The organism is Rahnella sp. ATs2 (genome assembly GCF_051851855.1).
Taxonomy (GTDB): Bacteria; Pseudomonadota; Gammaproteobacteria; order Enterobacterales; family Enterobacteriaceae; genus Rahnella; species Rahnella variigena.
Genome location: NZ_JBLYPL010000004.1, coordinates 226,913 through 244,318, shown reverse-complemented (window position 1 = coordinate 244,318; position 17,406 = coordinate 226,913). Strand labels below are relative to the sequence as shown.

Annotated in this window: 11 protein-coding genes and 1 pseudogene; 2 read left to right on the top strand and 10 right to left on the bottom strand. The window is 54.2% G+C overall.

Annotated elements, in window-relative coordinates; genetic code table 11:
* Positions 1-154: 154 nt before the first annotated feature.
* The 3 genes from mazG to rlmD form a co-directional block, all read right to left on the bottom strand.
* Complete coding sequence (mazG, locus tag ACJY2G_RS05650) at positions 155-958, bottom strand: nucleoside triphosphate pyrophosphohydrolase (RefSeq protein ID WP_120163253.1); 804 nt, start codon at positions 956-958, stop codon at positions 155-157.
* A gap of 78 nt (positions 959-1,036) precedes the next feature.
* Positions 1,037-3,274 carry a GTP diphosphokinase gene (gene relA / locus ACJY2G_RS05645; protein ID WP_439291475.1) on the bottom strand — a complete coding sequence of 746 codons (2,238 nt, stop codon included), beginning with the start codon at positions 3,272-3,274 and terminating at the stop codon, positions 1,037-1,039.
* Between the two features lie 9 nt (positions 3,275-3,283).
* A complete protein-coding gene (gene rlmD, locus ACJY2G_RS05640; RefSeq protein ID WP_430319977.1) occupies positions 3,284-4,654 on the bottom strand; it encodes a 23S rRNA (uracil(1939)-C(5))-methyltransferase RlmD in 1,371 nt (456 codons plus the stop codon).
* A gap of 64 nt (positions 4,655-4,718) precedes the next feature.
* Here rlmD and barA point away from each other — a divergent pair, with 64 nt between their 5' ends.
* On the top strand, positions 4,719-7,469 hold the full coding sequence (barA, locus tag ACJY2G_RS05635) for a two-component sensor histidine kinase BarA (protein WP_430319978.1): 2,751 nt from the start codon (positions 4,719-4,721) through the stop codon (positions 7,467-7,469).
* A 54-nt stretch (positions 7,470-7,523) separates the two neighbouring features.
* On the opposite strand, the gene ACJY2G_RS05630 is transcribed toward barA, so the two are convergent.
* The 5 genes and pseudogenes from ACJY2G_RS05630 to ACJY2G_RS05610 all read right to left on the bottom strand — a co-directional run bounded on the left by ACJY2G_RS05630 (position 7,524) and on the right by ACJY2G_RS05610 (position 13,308).
* The gene (locus ACJY2G_RS05630) at positions 7,524-8,831 is read right to left on the bottom strand and encodes an amino acid deaminase (protein ID WP_120163255.1); all 1,308 of its coding nucleotides are present in this window, start codon (positions 8,829-8,831) and stop codon (positions 7,524-7,526) included.
* Positions 8,832-8,948: 117 nt separating this feature from the next.
* Entirely contained in the window at positions 8,949-10,088 is a 1,140-nt protein-coding gene (locus tag ACJY2G_RS05625) for a glycerate kinase (RefSeq protein ID WP_120163256.1), read from the bottom strand.
* 120 nt (positions 10,089-10,208) lie between these two features.
* Positions 10,209-11,105: pseudogene (gene garR, locus ACJY2G_RS05620) on the bottom strand (2-hydroxy-3-oxopropionate reductase); the annotation flags it as partial.
* A gap of 24 nt (positions 11,106-11,129) precedes the next feature.
* Positions 11,130-11,900, bottom strand: coding sequence for a 2-dehydro-3-deoxyglucarate aldolase (gene garL, locus ACJY2G_RS05615; protein ID WP_439291472.1), 771 nt, complete (start codon positions 11,898-11,900; stop codon positions 11,130-11,132).
* A 61-nt stretch (positions 11,901-11,961) separates the two neighbouring features.
* Entirely contained in the window at positions 11,962-13,308 is a 1,347-nt protein-coding gene (locus tag ACJY2G_RS05610; protein WP_426785483.1) for an MFS transporter, read from the bottom strand.
* A 563-nt stretch (positions 13,309-13,871) separates the two neighbouring features.
* Here ACJY2G_RS05610 and garD point away from each other — a divergent pair.
* Positions 13,872-15,443 (top strand): galactarate dehydratase, encoded by a 1,572-nt coding sequence (gene garD, locus ACJY2G_RS05605; protein WP_132965795.1) that lies wholly within the window; start codon positions 13,872-13,874, stop codon positions 15,441-15,443.
* Between the two features lie 71 nt (positions 15,444-15,514).
* On the opposite strand, the gene exbD is transcribed toward garD, so the two are convergent.
* On the bottom strand, positions 15,515-15,949 hold the full coding sequence (gene exbD, locus ACJY2G_RS05600) for a TonB system transport protein ExbD (RefSeq protein ID WP_112287738.1): 435 nt from the start codon (positions 15,947-15,949) through the stop codon (positions 15,515-15,517).
* 9 nt (positions 15,950-15,958) lie between these two features.
* Positions 15,959-16,885: a tol-pal system-associated acyl-CoA thioesterase gene (gene exbB / locus ACJY2G_RS05595; protein ID WP_430320080.1), complete on the bottom strand. Its 927-nt coding sequence runs from the start codon at positions 16,883-16,885 to the stop codon at positions 15,959-15,961.
* Positions 16,886-17,406: the final 521 nt, after the last annotated feature.

The following is a 17,406-nucleotide window of genomic DNA, read 5'->3' as shown; positions in this document are numbered from 1 at the left end:
TGCTGAGTTGCTCGCATGAACCACTAAAACATCTTAGATATCAATTTGTTGAACTTTACTGCTCTCAGATCAGCCGGTTAAGCACTGAATGACAATGAGCTTAACCGTTTCAGCAGATTCAGATCTTGTTTCCGATCAAAGTCGGAGAGCTAACTCAGGCTTCCGATTTTTTCACCTGCTGCCAGGCGTCTTCCATCTGCTCAAGTGTAGCTTCTTCCATGTTTAAGCCTTTCCCGCGGATAATCTCTTCAACGTGCCGGAAACGACGCTCAAACTTGCGGTTGGCGGCCTGTAGCGCATCTTCGGCTTTATGGCCCAAATGACGGGAAAGATTCACCGTCGCGAACAGCAGATCACCGATTTCCTCACCGAGCTTTTCTTCGTCGATGACGGCCTGACGCGCTTCAAACATCACTTCGTCGATTTCTTCATATACTTTGTCGAGCACCGGCCCGAGCGTGGTCCAGTCGAACCCGACATTCGAACAGCGTTTCTGAATTTTGTGCGCTTTCATCAGCGCAGGCAGTGCGGAAGGAATGTCATCCAGCGCCGAATGCAGGGATTTCTCCGCCCGCTCCTGCGCCTTACGCGCTTCCCATTTCACCAGCACATCTTTGCTGCTGGCGTCTTTTGACCACGCCGCTTCAGTGCCAAAAATTTGCGGATGGCGGCGTTCTAATTTGTCTGAAATGGCATTGCAGATGTCATCAAACTCAAACAGACCCTGCTCGCTGCCCATTTGCGCGTAGAACACCACCTGAAACAGCAGATCACCCAGTTCGTCGCGCACATCGTCGTAATCTTTGCGGGCGATGGCGTCCATCACTTCGTAGGTTTCTTCCAGCGTGTACGGGGCAATGGTGTCAAAAGTTTGCTCTTTATCCCACGGGCAACCGGCTTGCGGATCACGCAGGGTTTTCATAATGGTGAGCAGGCGTTGCAAAGAAGAATCGGTCATGGGATCTGTCCGTTTTAAAATAGAGGAGTCAAAAACATAAAAGAAAAGGCCCGACTGGCGGGCCTTATAAGCGTTTGATCAGCTGCCGTGAAGTCGCTTGGCTTCAATCACATCCGGCAACTGGTTCAGTTTGGCGATCACGCGTCCCAGAACCTGCGGGTTGTAGATTTCGATATCCATATCGATAGTCGCCAGTTGCTGACGTGTGTCGCTGCGGCTGGCAACGCCAAGCACGTTCACTTTCTCGTTAGCCAGAATGGTGGTGATATCACGCAGCAGGCCGCTGCGGTCGTTGGCCACCACGCGCACTACCAGCGAATAACCGCTGGAGTAGCTTTCGCCCCACACGGCATCGACCACGCGTTCCGGCGCATTCGAGCGTAAATCTTCCAGCTGATCACAGTCGGCACGGTGGATTGAAATCCCGCGACCCTGAGTGATGTAACCGACGATTTCGTCACCCGGAATCGGCTGGCAGCAACGCGCAATGTGGTGCATCAGATTACCGACGCCTTCGACGACGACGCGACCATTGTCTTTGGTACGCGTTGGCGGTGGCGTGGTTTTCTGCGTCAGCTGGCGCAGCGCTTCTTTATCCAGTTCTTCCGCACTCGGCTTTTTCAACTGAGATTGCAGGAAGTTGACCATCTGATTGATGCGGATATCGCCGTTACCGATGGCCGCCAGCACTTCATCCAGCGAGTTGACGTTGTAGCGTGGCAGCAGCAGTTTCTCGGCATCTTTGATGCTGATATCCAGTCTGTCCAGCTCGTCATCGAGGATTTGTTTACCGGCAATAATGTTCTTATCGCGATCCTGTTTACGGAACCAGTTTTGGATTTTCGAACGCCCGCGGCTGGTCGTGACGTAACCGAGACTCGGGTTCAGCCAGTCACGGCTTGGGTTCGCGTGCTTCTGGGTGATGATTTCAATCTGATCGCCCATCTGCAACTGGTAGGTAAACGGCACGATACGCCCGCCAATTTTCGCCCCGATACACCGGTGACCGACATCGCTGTGAATGTGATACGCGAAGTCGAGCGGCGTGGAGCCCATCGGCAGATCGATAACGTCGCCTTTTGGCGTAAACACGTACACGCGATCGTCAAAGACCTGGCTGCGCACTTCGTCGAGCATTTCGCCCGAATCGGCCATTTCTTCCTGCCACGCGATAAGTTTGCGCAGCCACGCAATGCGCCCTTCGTAGCCACCGCTGCGGCCACCGGCCACGGCAGTACCTTCTTTGTATTTCCAGTGCGCGGCGACGCCCAGTTCGGCATCTTCATGCATCTGGCGGGTACGGATCTGCACTTCCAGCGTTTTACCGCGAGGCCCTAACACCACGGTGTGAATCGACTGATAACCGTTCGGTTTCGGGTTGGCGACGTAATCGTCAAACTCATCCGGCAGATGGCGGAAATGGGTGTGCACAATCCCTAAGGCGGCGTAGCAATCCTGCAAACGTTCCACCACGATACGCACAGCGCGCACGTCGAAGAGTTCGTCGAAGGACAGGGATTTTTTCTGCATCTTGCGCCAGATGCTGTAGATATGTTTCGGGCGGCCATAGACATCAACTTTGATGCCCTCTTCCGCCATCGCATTTTTAACCGTCGAGACAAAATCGTCGATGTACTGCTCACGGTCGATACGACGTTCGTGCAGCAGTTTGGCGATGCGTTTGTATTCGTCAGGATGCAGATAACGGAAGCAGAAATCTTCCAGCTCCCATTTCAGCTGACCGATACCCAGACGGTTGGCCAGCGGCGCGTAGATATTGGTACATTCTTTCGCCGCCAGAACGCGTTCTTCTTCCGGCGCATCTTTCACTTCGCGCAGGTGGGCGATACGTTCGGCAAGTTTCAGCACCACGCAGCGGAAATCTTCCACCATCGCCAGCAGCATACGGCGGACGTTGTCCACCTGCTCGGAGGCCATGGAGTCATTTTGCGTGGCTTTCAGCTGGCGGATGGCGTCCATATCGCGCACGCCGTGCACCAGATCGGTGATGCCTTTGCCGAACTGTCGGGTCAGGGTATCTTCATCAATGATGCCGTCATCAACCAGCGGGAACAGCAGCGCCGCGCGCATACTGTCGTTATCCATGCTGAGGGTCGAGAGGATTTCAACCATCTCGAGGCCGCGCCACAGCAGCAGCGAGGCGTCAGGATGGCCCTGCGTTTGTTGCTCGCAGTAGCGCCAGGTTTCGGCTAAACGCTCACATGATTGCTGGCTGGACAGTCCTAAACTGTTGATCCAGTCGTCGAGTGCGAACTCGCCAGCTGTGTTCAGATGTGCACTTCTTACCGCAACCATACCCTCTCCCTACGTTTCTGACACAACGCCTGTGTCAGACGGGTTGATAAACAGAGCCATCGATTCAAGGTGCCCGGTGTGCGGGAACATATCCAGCATACGTACCTGAGCCAATCGATAGCCCGCCTCCAACAAAATTTTACTGTCCCGCGCCAATGTTGTGGGGTTGCATGACACATACACCACACGCGCCGGGGCCAGCTTAACGATATGCGCCATCACGCCAGCAGCGCCGCCCCGGGCCGGATCCAGCAAGATTTTATTGAAGCCTTGCGCCGCCCAGGGTTGTTTACTGACATCATCTTCCAGATTCTCGTGGAAGAAAGAGGCATTTTCTAAGCCATTATTTCGGGCATTATCTTGCCCATTCGCCACCAGTGTAGCAACACCTTCGACGCCGACAACCTGCTTAGCTCTTTTTGCCAGCGGAAGAGTGAAATTCCCCATCCCGCAGAACAAATCCAGCACGCGATCTTCGGGCGTCAGTTCCAGCCATTGCAAGGCCTGTGCCACCATTTGCTGGTTAACCGCGTCATTCACCTGAATAAAATCGCGCGGACCAAATTTCAGATTCAGGCCGTCAATTTGATAATAAGGTGTTTCACCGCATAAACGTTCCAGCGTATCGCTGTCAGGCGCCAGGAAAATCGTCAGCTGATGTTGCGCGGCAAAGGTGGTCAGGCGCGTACGATCGGCTTCACTGAGCGGATCAAGGTGGCGCAGCACCAGCAGCGGGCCGTTATCGGCCAGCACCAGTTCCAGATGCCCGAGACGTTTTACCGCCGACAACGACGACAGACATTCCTGCACCGGCACCAGCAGTTGCTCCAGTTCAGGCCGCAGAACAGGACATTTAGTGATGGCCACCAGATCGTTCGAACCTTCCTGACGGAAACCCATCACCAGCGGACCGTTCGCCGTTCCCGCTTTACGCCCCGGTTTAACGCCGGCGATTTGTAATCCCAGACGCGCGCGACGGCGGTAACCGTATTGCGGACCGGCAATCACCGGCTGAGGATCCGCCTGAACGCCGGTTTCCCGCGAAATCAGGCGCAGCAGTGATGCCGATTTGCTGTTCTGTTGCAGCGCCTCACTGGCATGTTGTTGCTGACAACCGCCGCAGACCGAATAGTGCGGGCAAACCGGTTTCACACGATCGGCGCTGGTGGTCAGCAAACGTTTCAGCCGCCCTTTGGCGTACTTACTTTTATCTTCTGTTAAAGTGACTTCTGCCTGTTCACCGGGCAGTAAACCACTGACAAACACGGCTTTGCCGTTGTGGCGCGCCACCCCCTGCCCGAAAGCATCAAGGTCGGTCGCGGTCACAGTTATCGTTTGCCGGGTCGTCACGCGGCGGTTCGGAGAGTAGAATTGAGCCATTATTGTCGATTACACGCTGGTTTATTAAGCTTAGCTGGAGCTAATTCTCCCACATTGGAACCCCATGACCAAATATAGCCTTCGCGCAAGGATGATGATCCTGATTCTGGCACCGACATTAATGATCGGTTTGCTGCTCAGCACCTTCTTTGTGGTCCATCGCTACAACGAATTGCAGAATCAGCTGACGCAAGCCGGAGCCAGTATTATCGAGCCTCTGGCGGTCGCGAGCGAATATGGCATGACGTTCCGTGAACGCCAACCGGTTCAGCGCCTGATCAGCCGCCTGCACCGCAATCATTCGGATATTGTGCGCAGTATCAGCGTGTATGATGGCGACAATAAACTGTTTGCCAGTTCCACAACGCAGCACGACGGCAGTCCGTTGCAGGTCAAACGCGTTGAGGATATTCCCCGCGAACTCACCAAAGAACGCTCCGGTGATGTGCTGATTTTACGCACGCCCATTCAGGCCGAAAACCACACGGAAGCCGACGATGATTCTTTCAGCGCGTCACCGAATCATCAGTTAGGTTACATCGCCATTGAGCTGGATTTACGCTCAGTCAAACTGGCGCAATATCAGGAAGCGTTTGTTTCCACCATGTTGCTGTTGTTATGTCTGGGGATCGCCACCCTGTTCGCCTATCGCCTGATGCGCGATGTCACCGGCCCTATCCGCAATATGGTGAATACCGTTGACCGTATCCGCCGCGGGCAGCTCGACAGCCGTGTGGAAGGCAATATGCCGGGCGAACTGAGCATGCTGAAAAACGGCATTAACTCGATGGCGATGTCGCTGACGGCGTATCACGAAGAAGTGCAGCAGAACATCGATCAGGCGACGTCAGATCTGCGCGAAACCCTCGAGCAGATGGAAATCCAGAACGTCGAGCTGGATCTGGCGAAAAAGCGTGCGCAGGAAGCGGCGCGTATCAAATCCGAATTCCTGGCTAATATGTCCCACGAGCTGCGTACGCCGCTCAACGGCGTAATTGGCTTTACCCGTCAGACGCTGAAAACCCCGCTGTCGCCAACGCAGGCGGATTATCTGCAAACCATTGAACGTTCCGCTAACCATCTGCTGACCATCATTAATGACGTGCTGGACTTCTCAAAACTGGAAGCCGGCAAACTGGTGCTGGAGCATATTCCCTTCTCGCTGCGTGAAATGCTCGATGAAGTGGTGATTTTGCTGGCGCATACCGCCCACGATAAAGGGCTGGAACTGACGCTCAACGTCCACAACAATGTGCCGGAAAACGTGCTGGGCGATCCGATGCGGATGCAGCAAGTGGTAACTAACTTGCTTGGAAATGCGATTAAATTCACCGAAACCGGCAATATTGATATCAACGTGGAACTGCGTTCTCAGAACAATTTGCAGGTTGAACTGGAAGTGCAAATTCACGACACCGGCATCGGGATTTCCGAGCGTCAGCAGTCGCAGTTGTTCCAGGCTTTCCGTCAGGCAGACGCCAGCATTTCACGCCGTCACGGCGGCACCGGATTAGGGCTGGTCATCACCCAGCGTCTGGTTAAAGAAATGGGCGGCGATATCAGTTTCTACAGCCAGATCAACCGCGGCTCGACGTTCTGGTTCCACGTCACCCTTGAGCTGAATGAAAACCGCCACATCACGCCGGTTTCCATGAGTCATCTTGAAGGTAAACGTCTGGCGTATGTCGAAGCTAATCCGGCGGCAGCAAAAGCCACGATGGAAATCCTGCAAGCCACGCCGCTGGATGTCACGCACCGCACGACAATTGCAGCGCTTCCGGAAACCCATTACGACATTATGCTGTGCAGCATTCCGGTGAACCCCGATATGACGCTGTCCGATTACGACGGCAAACTGCAAAGAGTGTTCAGCATGACACAGCATCTGTTGCTGGCACTGCCAAGCCAGTTCCAGGTGGATGCCGAAGAGCTGAAACGGCGCGGCGTCGAGGCTTGTCTGATTAAACCGATGTCGAGCATCCGTTTACTGCCGTTATTGCTCAAAGAGCAGCAGGCGTCGGTGCGGGTGATCAACAGTGATGAGAACAAAACGTCGCGCCTGCCGCTGACCGCAATGGCGGTCGATGACAATCCGGCCAACCTCAAACTGATTGGCGCGTTGCTGGAAGAATTAGTGGAAACCACCGTGCTGTGTCACAGCGGTGAAGAAGCGATTGAAGTCGCGCGTCATACGGACCTCGACATCATCCTGATGGATATTCAGATGCCGGATATCGACGGTATCCGCGCCAGTGAAATCATTCATCAGATGGCGCGCCATGCCAAAACGCCGGTCGTGGCGGTCACGGCGCACTCGCTGAGTGGCGAACGCGAGCAATTGCTGAAGCTGGGCATGGACGATTATCTGTCTAAACCGATTGATGAAAGTATGCTGAAAAACGTGCTGTCACGGCATCAGACTCATCAGGCGCAGCTGGATTCTCCGTTGCAGTCCGGAGAATCCCTCGCGCCGATCAGCACGCTCGACTGGCAACTGGCGCTGAGTCAGTCGGCCAATAAAGTGGCGCTGGCGCAGGATTTACTGCAAATGCTGGTGGAATTCCTGCCACAGGTGGCTGAACGCGTGGAGGCGGTAACGCGGGGCGAACCGGACGACGATATTCTGGCGCTGATCCATAAACTGCACGGCAGTTGCAGTTACAGCGGCGTACCGCGTCTGAAACAGCTGTGTTTCTACATTGAACAACAGTTGCGTCAGGGCGTCAGCGTGGAAACACTGGAACCTGAATGGTTTGAACTGCTTGATGAAATAGACAACGTGAAGCGCGCCGCGCTGGCCTATTTACCTAAGTAGAAAATAATACGGTAAAAGAGTAACGCCCGGCATCGTCCGGGCGTTTTCGTCTCGTCAGAACCAGGTCGTCACCGCACCGGTCACATCCCACTGCTCATTGACCAGCAGCAGCTGCCGCCATTTGTCGAACGTCAGGCAAGGGTGGCTGATATCAAAGACCAGCATGTCACCGACTTTCAGGTCAGCGTTTTCCGGTATCGACATAAACGCGTGCTGATCCATCATCGCGAACACCTTCCAGTCTTCCGGCGCAGGCACCACCGTGGTGTATCCCGCCTGCGTGGCGCTGCGCGGACGGAAATGCCCGGCGGCTTTCGGGTATCCGGCGTCATAACCGGCATCACGCTTACCGAAAGCGATAATCGCCCTGCCCGGCTCCGGCAACGATTGCACCGCCGCCCAGACCTGCAACGCGGGCTGTAAACTGCTGTTCATCTCGCGCGCCACCGGATTGCTGGTTTGCATACGCTCAAGCGCCGCCTGATACGCACCGACGTCGTGTGTCACGTAGCAACCGGAACGCAGGATGATATCGAGGGTATAGCGTTTTTCAGCATCAAGATGCGTGTCTTCGCGGGTCAGTTCTTCTGCCACCACATCGAACCAGGCGGAACCGGCACCGGTTAAAATCACCTGCGGTTCGGCAAATTCTCCGGCCTGTGCCAGCACTTGCGTGCGGGTCATAACGTGGCGCAGAAAACCGCGGATCACCGCCTCGTCATTACTGACACCTTCGTAAAGCTCGACACCGACCAGCGCCAGCGACTGCGGCCAGCGTTTCACCGCCGCCAGCACATCAGCTTCCTGTTCATCGGTACGGATGCCCGTGCGGCCGCCCGCAATGCCGTATTCAAACATCACGCGCAGTGTCAGCTGCTGACTGGCAAAGTAATGCCCGAGCGCATCGGCGTTGTCCGCTGAATCCACAATGCAGGTGAAATCGAAAGCCGGGTCTTCACGCATCAGCCCGGCGATCATCGCCATATTGCCTTTGCCGACCAGCTGGTTGGCCATAATCACTTTGCGCACGCCATGCGCGAATGCTGCATTAACCTGCGGCGCAGTCGCCAGCGTGATCCCCCACGCACCAAACTCCAGCTGCATCTGATACAGCTCAGGGCTCATGGTAGTTTTGCCGTGCGGTGCCAGTTTCAGCTGATAACGCTGAATGAATTCGCGCATCCAGGAAAGATTATGTTCGACTCTCTCTTCGAGCAGCACCGCCACCGGCAGGCTGACGTCTTCACGCAGAATATTCCAGCCTTGCCCGCGGATATCGCTCTTACGCGCACCGGCGCTCAGCGGCCCCAGCCCTTTGGTCAGGGTGTTTACCGGCTGCTGTGAAAAATCAATCTCTGACATACGTGTTTTCTCATTGGCGAATGTCTTTAAAACCTAACGTAAAACCGCCACAAATAAAATACAAAAACCGGCGCAGGCTGGGCCTGAACACCGGTTTTTTATCCTGACTGCTGTGAGTTAAAGTTTTTGCGATAATTTAATGGTCGCGGCAATATTTCGTGCGGATTTACGCAGGTTGTCCGCGGCGTTTTTCAGCGCGTCATCGAGTGTACAAACGCTGTAAAGCACACTGAAAACGGCGTCCAGCCCGTGGTCATAAACCACATCCACATCTTTTGTCAGGCTGCCCGCAATCCCAATCACCGGTTTGTTATAGCGTTTCGCCACCCGCGCCACACCAATCGGCACTTTACCGTTGATGCTCTGGCTATCGATACGCCCTTCGCCAGTGATCACCAGCGTGGCGTCTTTCACCAGTTCATCCAGCCCCAGCGCATCGGTGACTATCTCGATCCCCTGACGTAATTCCGCATGGCAGAATCCGTAAAGTGCCGCACCCATACCGCCCGCAGCACCAGCACCGGGAACGTGCTCAACATCAATGCCCAGATCCTTTTTGATCACTTGCGCATAATGATGCAGATAGCCGTCGAGCTGTTCGATCATTTCCGGTGTCGCGCCTTTTTGCGGACCGAAAATAGCAGACGCCCCGTCTTTTCCGGTCAGCGGATTGGTCACGTCACACGCCACCTCAAAGCGACATTTTTTGATCCGCGGATCCAGACCGCTGATATCAATGTGATGCAGTTTTTCCAGCTCACCGCCGCCCTGACCAATCGGCTTGCCCTCTCTGGTCAGCAGCTTCGCGCCTAGCGCCTGCATCATCCCCGCGCCGCCGTCATTGGTCGCACTGCCGCCAATGCCGATGATGCAGTGCTTCACGCCATGGTCCAGCGCGGAATGGATCAGTTCGCCGGTGCCGTAAGAGGTGGTTTTCAGCGGATTACGTTGCGCAGGCGGAACGCTTTCCAGCCCGCTGGCCGCCGCCATTTCGATGAAAGCGATTTTCTCATCACCTGATAACCCGAAGAACGCCTCGATCGGTTTTCCCAGCGGCCCGGTGACATTCACTTTAACGACGCGGCCTCCGGTGGCGGCCACCATCGCCTCAACCGTGCCTTCGCCGCCATCGGCAACCGGCAGTTTGACGTACTCCGCCTCAGGGAAAATCTCACGAAAACCACTTTCGATGGCTTTTGCCACATCCAAAGCAGACAAACTTTCTTTGTATGAATCCGGTGCGATCACTATTTTCATAAAGTCATTACCTTCATAAACTGCACGCGCCGATGTGGAAAAGCGTCCTGTCAGTTTTGCATCCTGCCTGAAGGGCAACGCGAAACGAGCATTAACTCAGGGTCACGTTGCCGCCGCAGACTAACGGGTAACTTCAACCTTCGCTAAGGTTTCATAATAGCGTGCAATGGCGCTATGGTCAGATTGTCCGTGACCATCCGCTTTCAGTGCCTGCATCATTTCCATGACCAGCGAGGTCAGAGGCAGTTGCGCACCAACGCCGTGTGAGGTGTCCAGTGCATTAGCTAAATCTTTGATGTGCAAATCAATTCGGAATCCCGGCTTGAAGTTGCGATCCATCACCATCGGCGCTTTTGCTTCCAGCACGGTGCTGCCTGCCAGTCCGCCACGAATAGCCTGGAAAACTAAATCAGGATCCACGCCCGCTTTGGTCGCCAGCACCAGCGCTTCAGACATGGCAGCAATGTTCAGCGCCACAATCACCTGATTCGCCAGTTTGGTGACGTTGCCTGCACCGATATCACCGGTATGCACCACAGAACCCGCCATGGATTTCATGATTTCATAGCATTTATCGAACACCGCTTTGTCACCGCCGACCATGACAGACATCGTGCCGTCGATGGCTTTCGGTTCGCCACCGGAAACCGGCGCATCGAGCATCGTGATTTGCTTAGCGGCCAGCGCTTCACTGATTTCACGGCTCGCCAGCGGCGCGATAGAACTCATGTCGATGAAAATAGTGCCTGGACGCGCGCCTTCAATCAGACCATTTTCGCCCAGCGCCACCTCTTTCACCTGCGGCGAGTTTGGCAGCATGGTGATGATCACATCAGAAACCGCCGCCACTGCTTTTGGGGTATCTGCCGCTGTTGCGCCGAGTTTCACAATTTCACCGACGGTATCCTGATTGCGATCCATCACCACCAGCTCGTAACCTGCTTTCAGCAGGTTTTTGCTCATAGGCTTGCCCATGATGCCTAAACCAATAAAGCCAATTTTCATTCGGGTATCCTCTTTATATTGATGTTTGAGAGCGGATCACTTGGTGAAGCGATCACACAGCGCCTGAGTCCCTGCACGGAAAACGCCTAAATCACTGCCGACCGCCACGAACGTCGCGCCCCATTCCAGATAGCGACGGGCATCTGCTTCAACCGGTGCCAGAATGCCGCTCGGTTTGCCGTGTGCTTTTGCACGCGCAAAGATGTGACGGATAGCGGCCTGCACGTCAGGGTGTCCGGCGTTGCCGAGATGCCCCATGCCTGCGGCCAGATCGCTCGGGCCGACGAAAATCCCGTCGATGCCGTCAACGGCGGCAATCGCATCCAGATTATCGATGCCCTGCTGGCTTTCGATTTGCACCATCACCGCGATGTTGTCGTTGATGCTGGTGAAGTAATCCGGCACGGTGCCGAACATGTTGCTGCGATGCGAAACCGATACGCCACGGATGCCTGCTGGTGGATAACGTGTTGATGCCACCGCCAGTTCGGCCTGCTCCTGCGTTTCCACAAACGGGATCAGGAAATTGTAGAAACCGATATCCAGCAGGCGCTTAATGACCACCGGATCATTAAATTGCGGACGCACCACCGGCGCGCTGCGGCTGCCTTTCAGCGCCATCAGTTGCGGTACAAATGTGGTGACATCATTCGGCGCGTGTTCGCCATCGAGCAACAGCCAGTCAAAACCCGCCACGCCGAGCACTTCGGTGGTGATTGGGCTGCACAGCGCTGACCAGCAACCAATCAGCGTTTTTCCTTGCAGTAAGTCCTGGCGAAAGCGATTTGGAATCATTTGATTACTCATATCTGATATCTGACCTCATCCAGGGGCAGAGCCGGAAAATCCGGCATGCCCGCATCAAAATTTACTGTTTCTTAAGTTCCAGACGTTTGATCTCGCCGACCACCAGCAGATAGCAAAGCATCGCCATCAGTGCTGAACAGCCCACAAAAATTAATGCCATATTGAAAGAGTGCAGCCCTTTTACCATGTAGCCGATCACCAGCGGCGTCACGATGGAGGCTACGTTTCCAAACACGTTGAAGATGCCGCCGCACAGGCCAATGACTTCTTTCGGGGCGGTGTCGGCAATCACCGGCCAGCCCAGCGCACCAAAGCCTTTGCCGAAGAACGCCAGCGCCATCAGGGTGACAACCAGCGCGTTGTTGTCGGTGTAGTTACACAAGATGATGCTGGTGGCTAACAACATGCCCAGCACGATAGGAATTTTACGTGCCACGGTCAGCGAGAAACCGCGTTTAATCAGGAAATCTGAGAACACGCCACCCAGCACACCGCCGGCAAAACCGCACAATGCCGGAATTGCGGCAATCATCCCCACTTTAAGAATAGACATGCCCTTTTCCTGAACCAGATAAATCGGGAACCAGGTCAGGAAGAACCACGTAATACTGTTAATGAAATACTGCCCGAAGAAGATCCCCAGCATCATGCGGCTGCTCAACATCTGACGAACGTAGCTCCATTTCGGACCATTTTTCGCACTGTCGGTTTTCTTGTGGTCGATATCCACCACCGCGCCGCCGTCTTTCAGAAACTCCAGCTCGCTTTTGGAAATATGCGGATGTTCCGGCGGGTTATGAATAAATTTGATCCACACCAGCGTCAGCACAAAACCAATCACGCCCATCACGATAAAGACATGTTCCCAGCCCCAGGCGTAGGTCAGCCAGCCGAGTAACGGAGAGAACAGCGCCAGCGAGAAATATTGTGCGGAGTTAAAAATTGCCGACGCGGTGCCGCGCTCGGTGGTCGGGAACCAGGCCGCGACAATGCGGGCGTTCGCCGGGAAGGAAGGCGCTTCGGAGAAACCCAGCATAAAGCGCAGGATAAACAGCGTCATTGCGCCATACGCCAGCGGGAACCAGCCAACAAAGCCTTGCAGTAAGGTGAACAGCGACCAGAAAAACAGGCTGTAGGTATAAACTTTCTTGGAACCGAACTTGTCCAGCAACCATCCGCCGGGCAACTGCATAATCAGATATGCCCAGCCGAATGCCGCAAAGATTTGCCCCATATCCGCAGCATCCAAGCCCAGCTCGCGCGCGACCTCGGTGCCTGCAATGGAAAGCGTTGCACGGTCGGCATAGTTCACCGCCGTGATTAAAAAGATAATCAGCAAAATGTAGTAACGAATATGTGTTCGTACCTTAGTTTGCGCGATTGTCCGTGACTGAGATTGAATATTCATGGTGACCTTCGTTGTAATATTGAAAAATTCATTCAGGTAATTCACCGCTGCTAAAATAACGCCCGCCATTCCTCGGCGTTATTTACCCTATAGTTCCTTTATAAGAAGCATTTATACGATCTGGCGAATTAATCCTTTATTAATCTTTGTACGAAATTTACCTGTATTACTTAAAACGTCACCTTCAGAGGGCTAATACAGTATAAAAAAGAGGCCCCGAAATAACACTGTGCATTCGCCCAAGAATATAGCAGATAATTGTGACTATTCTTTTGCATCCACACATCGGTGTGGGAGGAGAATCACAGATTATCTCGCGCTGATAACCGCTCAAATCAAAGGGTGATATCCATCACATTTATTCTGTCACCTGCCCCACAGAATGATGTTAAACCGGTAAAAAGCTGGTCAGTTGCACAATGAGGTTCGTGGAAGTCTGTCTTATAATGAGCGTCATACCCTGTATTACAGAGCATGTTTTTGAGAAACGTCGTTAAGCGTCAACTTCAGAGAATTAACCGGAGCCTTTTGTTCCGGGATGTTTAATAAACGCGGAGACAGTTATGTCACGTAATAAAGATAAAGAACATGCAACCGAAGCACTTTTCATTAAGGTTCATGAAAGCGATAACGTTGCTATTATTGTGAACGATAACGGTTTAAAAGCCGGTACCCGATTTTCTAATGGTCTGGAATTAATTGAGCATATTCCGCAAGGTCATAAAGTTGCCTTAGAACCGATTGCCCAGGGTGGCGATATTATTCGTTATGGTGAAGTCATCGGCTATGCGGTGCGTGACATCGCACAGGGCGGCTGGATTGACGAATCCCTGGTGGAACTGCCGGTCGCGCCGGAGCTTAACAGCCTGCCGCTGGCCACCCGCGTTCCCCCAGCCTTACCGCCGCTGGAAGGCTATACCTTTGAAGGTTATCGCAACGACGACGGCAGCGTAGGCACTAAAAATCTGCTCGGTATTACCACCAGCGTGCATTGTGTGGCGGGCGTGGTGGATTACGTGGTCAAAATCATCGAGCGTGATTTACTGCCGAAATTCCCTAACGTCGATGGCGTCGTGGCGCTGAACCATCTCTACGGCTGCGGCGTGGCGATTAACGCCCCCGCGGCGGTGGTGCCGATCCGCACTATCCACAATCTGGCGCTGAACCCGAACTTTGGCGGCGAAGTGATGGTGGTCGGTCTGGGCTGTGAAAAGCTGCAACCCGAGCGCCTGCTGGAAGGCACGCCGGATGTGCAGGCAATTTCCCTCGACGACACGCATATCGTCCGTTTGCAGGATGAACAGCACGTCGGCTTCCAGTCGATGGTGGACGATATCCTCACCGTTGCACAATTCCATCTTGAGCGCCTGAACCGCCGTCAGCGCGAAACCTGTCCGGCGTCTGATCTGGTCGTGGGTACGCAATGTGGCGGCAGCGACGCTTTCTCCGGCGTGACGGCTAACCCGGCAGTCGGTTATGCCTCAGACCTGCTGGTGCGCTGCGGTGCAACCGTGATGTTCTCGGAAGTGACTGAAGTGCGCGACGCCATCCACTTACTGACGCCGCGCGCTGCGGATGTCGAAGTGGGTAAACGCCTGCTGGAAGAAATGGCCTGGTACGATGATTATCTGTCGATGGGACAAACCGACCGCAGCGCCAACCCGTCTCCGGGTAACAAAAAAGGCGGTCTGGCTAACGTGGTGGAAAAAGCGCTCGGCTCGATTGCAAAATCCGGCACCAGCGCAATTTCAGAAGTATTGTCTCCGGGTCAGCGTCCGACCAAAAAAGGCCTGATCTACGCAGCCACGCCTGCCAGTGATTTTGTCTGCGGAACACAGCAACTGGCATCCGGGATTACCGTGCAGGTCTTTACCACCGGACGCGGTACGCCTTACGGCCTGCTGGCGGTGCCGGTGATTAAAATGGCGACCCGCACCACGCTGGCTAACCGCTGGCACGATCTGATGGACATCAACGCCGGTACGATTGCGACCGGCGACGCGACTATCGAAGATGTGGGCTGGGAACTGTTCCACTTCATTCTCGATATCGCCAGCGGGCGCAAGAAAACCTGGTCAGACACCTGGGGCATCCATAATGCGCTGGCGGTATTCAACCCGGCGCCGGTGACCTGAGTTTCGGTTTTACAGATAAACGAAAGGCCAGCATCGCTGGCCTTTTTTGTGCGTCTGATCGGGAGGAAAACTTACTGCGCCGCAGCGGCACCGGTTTGTTCAGCGCCAACCAGTCCGACTTTCAGGTAACCGGCTTTACGCAGGTTATCCATCACTTTCATCAGCGTTTCGTAATCCACCGTCTTATCCGCACGGAAGAAAATCGTGCTCTGCTTATTACCCTGAGTACGTTGATCCAGCATCGAGGTCAGATTATCGCTGTTGACCGGCGTGTCGCCGAGGAACAGTTGTTTGTCTGCTTTCACCGACAGGAAGATCGGTTTCTCCGGACGCGGCTGCTGTTTCGCCGTAGAGGCGGGTAAATCAACCCGCACATCCACGGTCGCCAGCGGTGCGGCCACCATGAAGATGATCAGCAATACCAGCATGACGTCGATGAAAGGCGTGACGTTGATGTCATGCATTTCACCGCTTTCGTCGATATCGTCGTTTAACCGAATAGCCATAATCTGTTCTTACCCTACGCGTAACTGACCTGTCTGACCACGTGGCGCATCGCCTTTGCTGGCAGCCAGATCCAAATCACGACCCTGCAACAGAATAATCTGCGCCGCTACATCGCCAACCTGATGACGGTAAGAGGTAATGGTACGGGCGAAAATGTTGTAGATAACCACGGCAGGAATCGCTGCAACCAGACCGACAGCGGTCGCCAGCAAGGCTTCTGCGATGCCCGGTGCCACGACAGCCAGGTTAGTGGTCTGCGTTTGTGCGATACCGATGAAGCTGTTCATGATGCCCCACACAGTACCGAAAAGGCCGACGAACGGAGAGATTGCCCCGATAGTCGCCAGAATACCGTTGCCACGGCCCATGTAACGACCGGCTGCGCTGACGCGACGCTCAAGGCGGAAACCGGTACGCTCTTTAATCCCGTTGTTGTCGATGGAACCTGCTGACAGCTCGAGCTCATTCTGTGCATCGCGGATCATCTGCGCGCTGATGCTGCTGGCGGCGAAGCTTTCCGCCTGTTCAGCGGCTTCATCCAGTGTACGGACAGAAGACAGCGCATCAAATTCGCGGCGCATACGGCGTTTGCCAGTGAACACTTCAGCACCTTTGCTGAACAGCAACGCCCAGGTGACGACAGAGGCCAGCAGCAGGCCAATCATGACGGTTTTCACCACCGCATCAGCGTGATGATACATGCCCATAACAGACAAATCGGTAGGAATGACAGGCGTCGCTTCGGTCGGAGCCGGTTGCATCACCGGTGCTGGCGTTGCATCACTGGTCGCCGGTGCAGGGGCATCCGCCGCTGCCGGTTGAGATGCTGCAGAATTGACGGCTTGTCCAGCCGGCGTCGCAGGTGCAGCCATCGCGTTGCCGCTTAAGCCAGCAACCAACATCAACGACATCAGTAATGAGGTCGCCTCTTTCATCTTATTGCGAGCCGTTTTCACGCGTCGCCTCCAGCCAGAATCAGTGTGTAGAAGGAATGAATAACGCCGAATGATATCAAAGAAAAAGGCCTAATTGATAGTCGTTCTCATTATTATTTACATTGTCGCGCCTGGAGGCTGGCGTGTCATTGACAGACGACAAGGTTTTTCGTGTTTGCACAAGGGATGAACAATTTAACCTGCGTCACAGTTTCTATAAAAATCACGCGGTAAATCAATCATCTGAGCATCACTATCCAAGTCAAAACAACGTTTTAAATATTAAGCAACACCTTTTTACATTTGTTGCGAGTTTGTGATAACGCTCAAATACCGCGCAGTAAAAAATAGGATAAGGTGCTTACTCAGGCGAAGACCGCATACCGGCACGTCTTGTATCCCTATAATTTAAAAGCTTATTTACGCCTATTTCATAATGAACAGGCCGGACCTTCCGTTCGCTCTGATCGACACTTGCTCCCATTTATCTTTCCCTTACTGAGTACCCTGGAGACAAACTG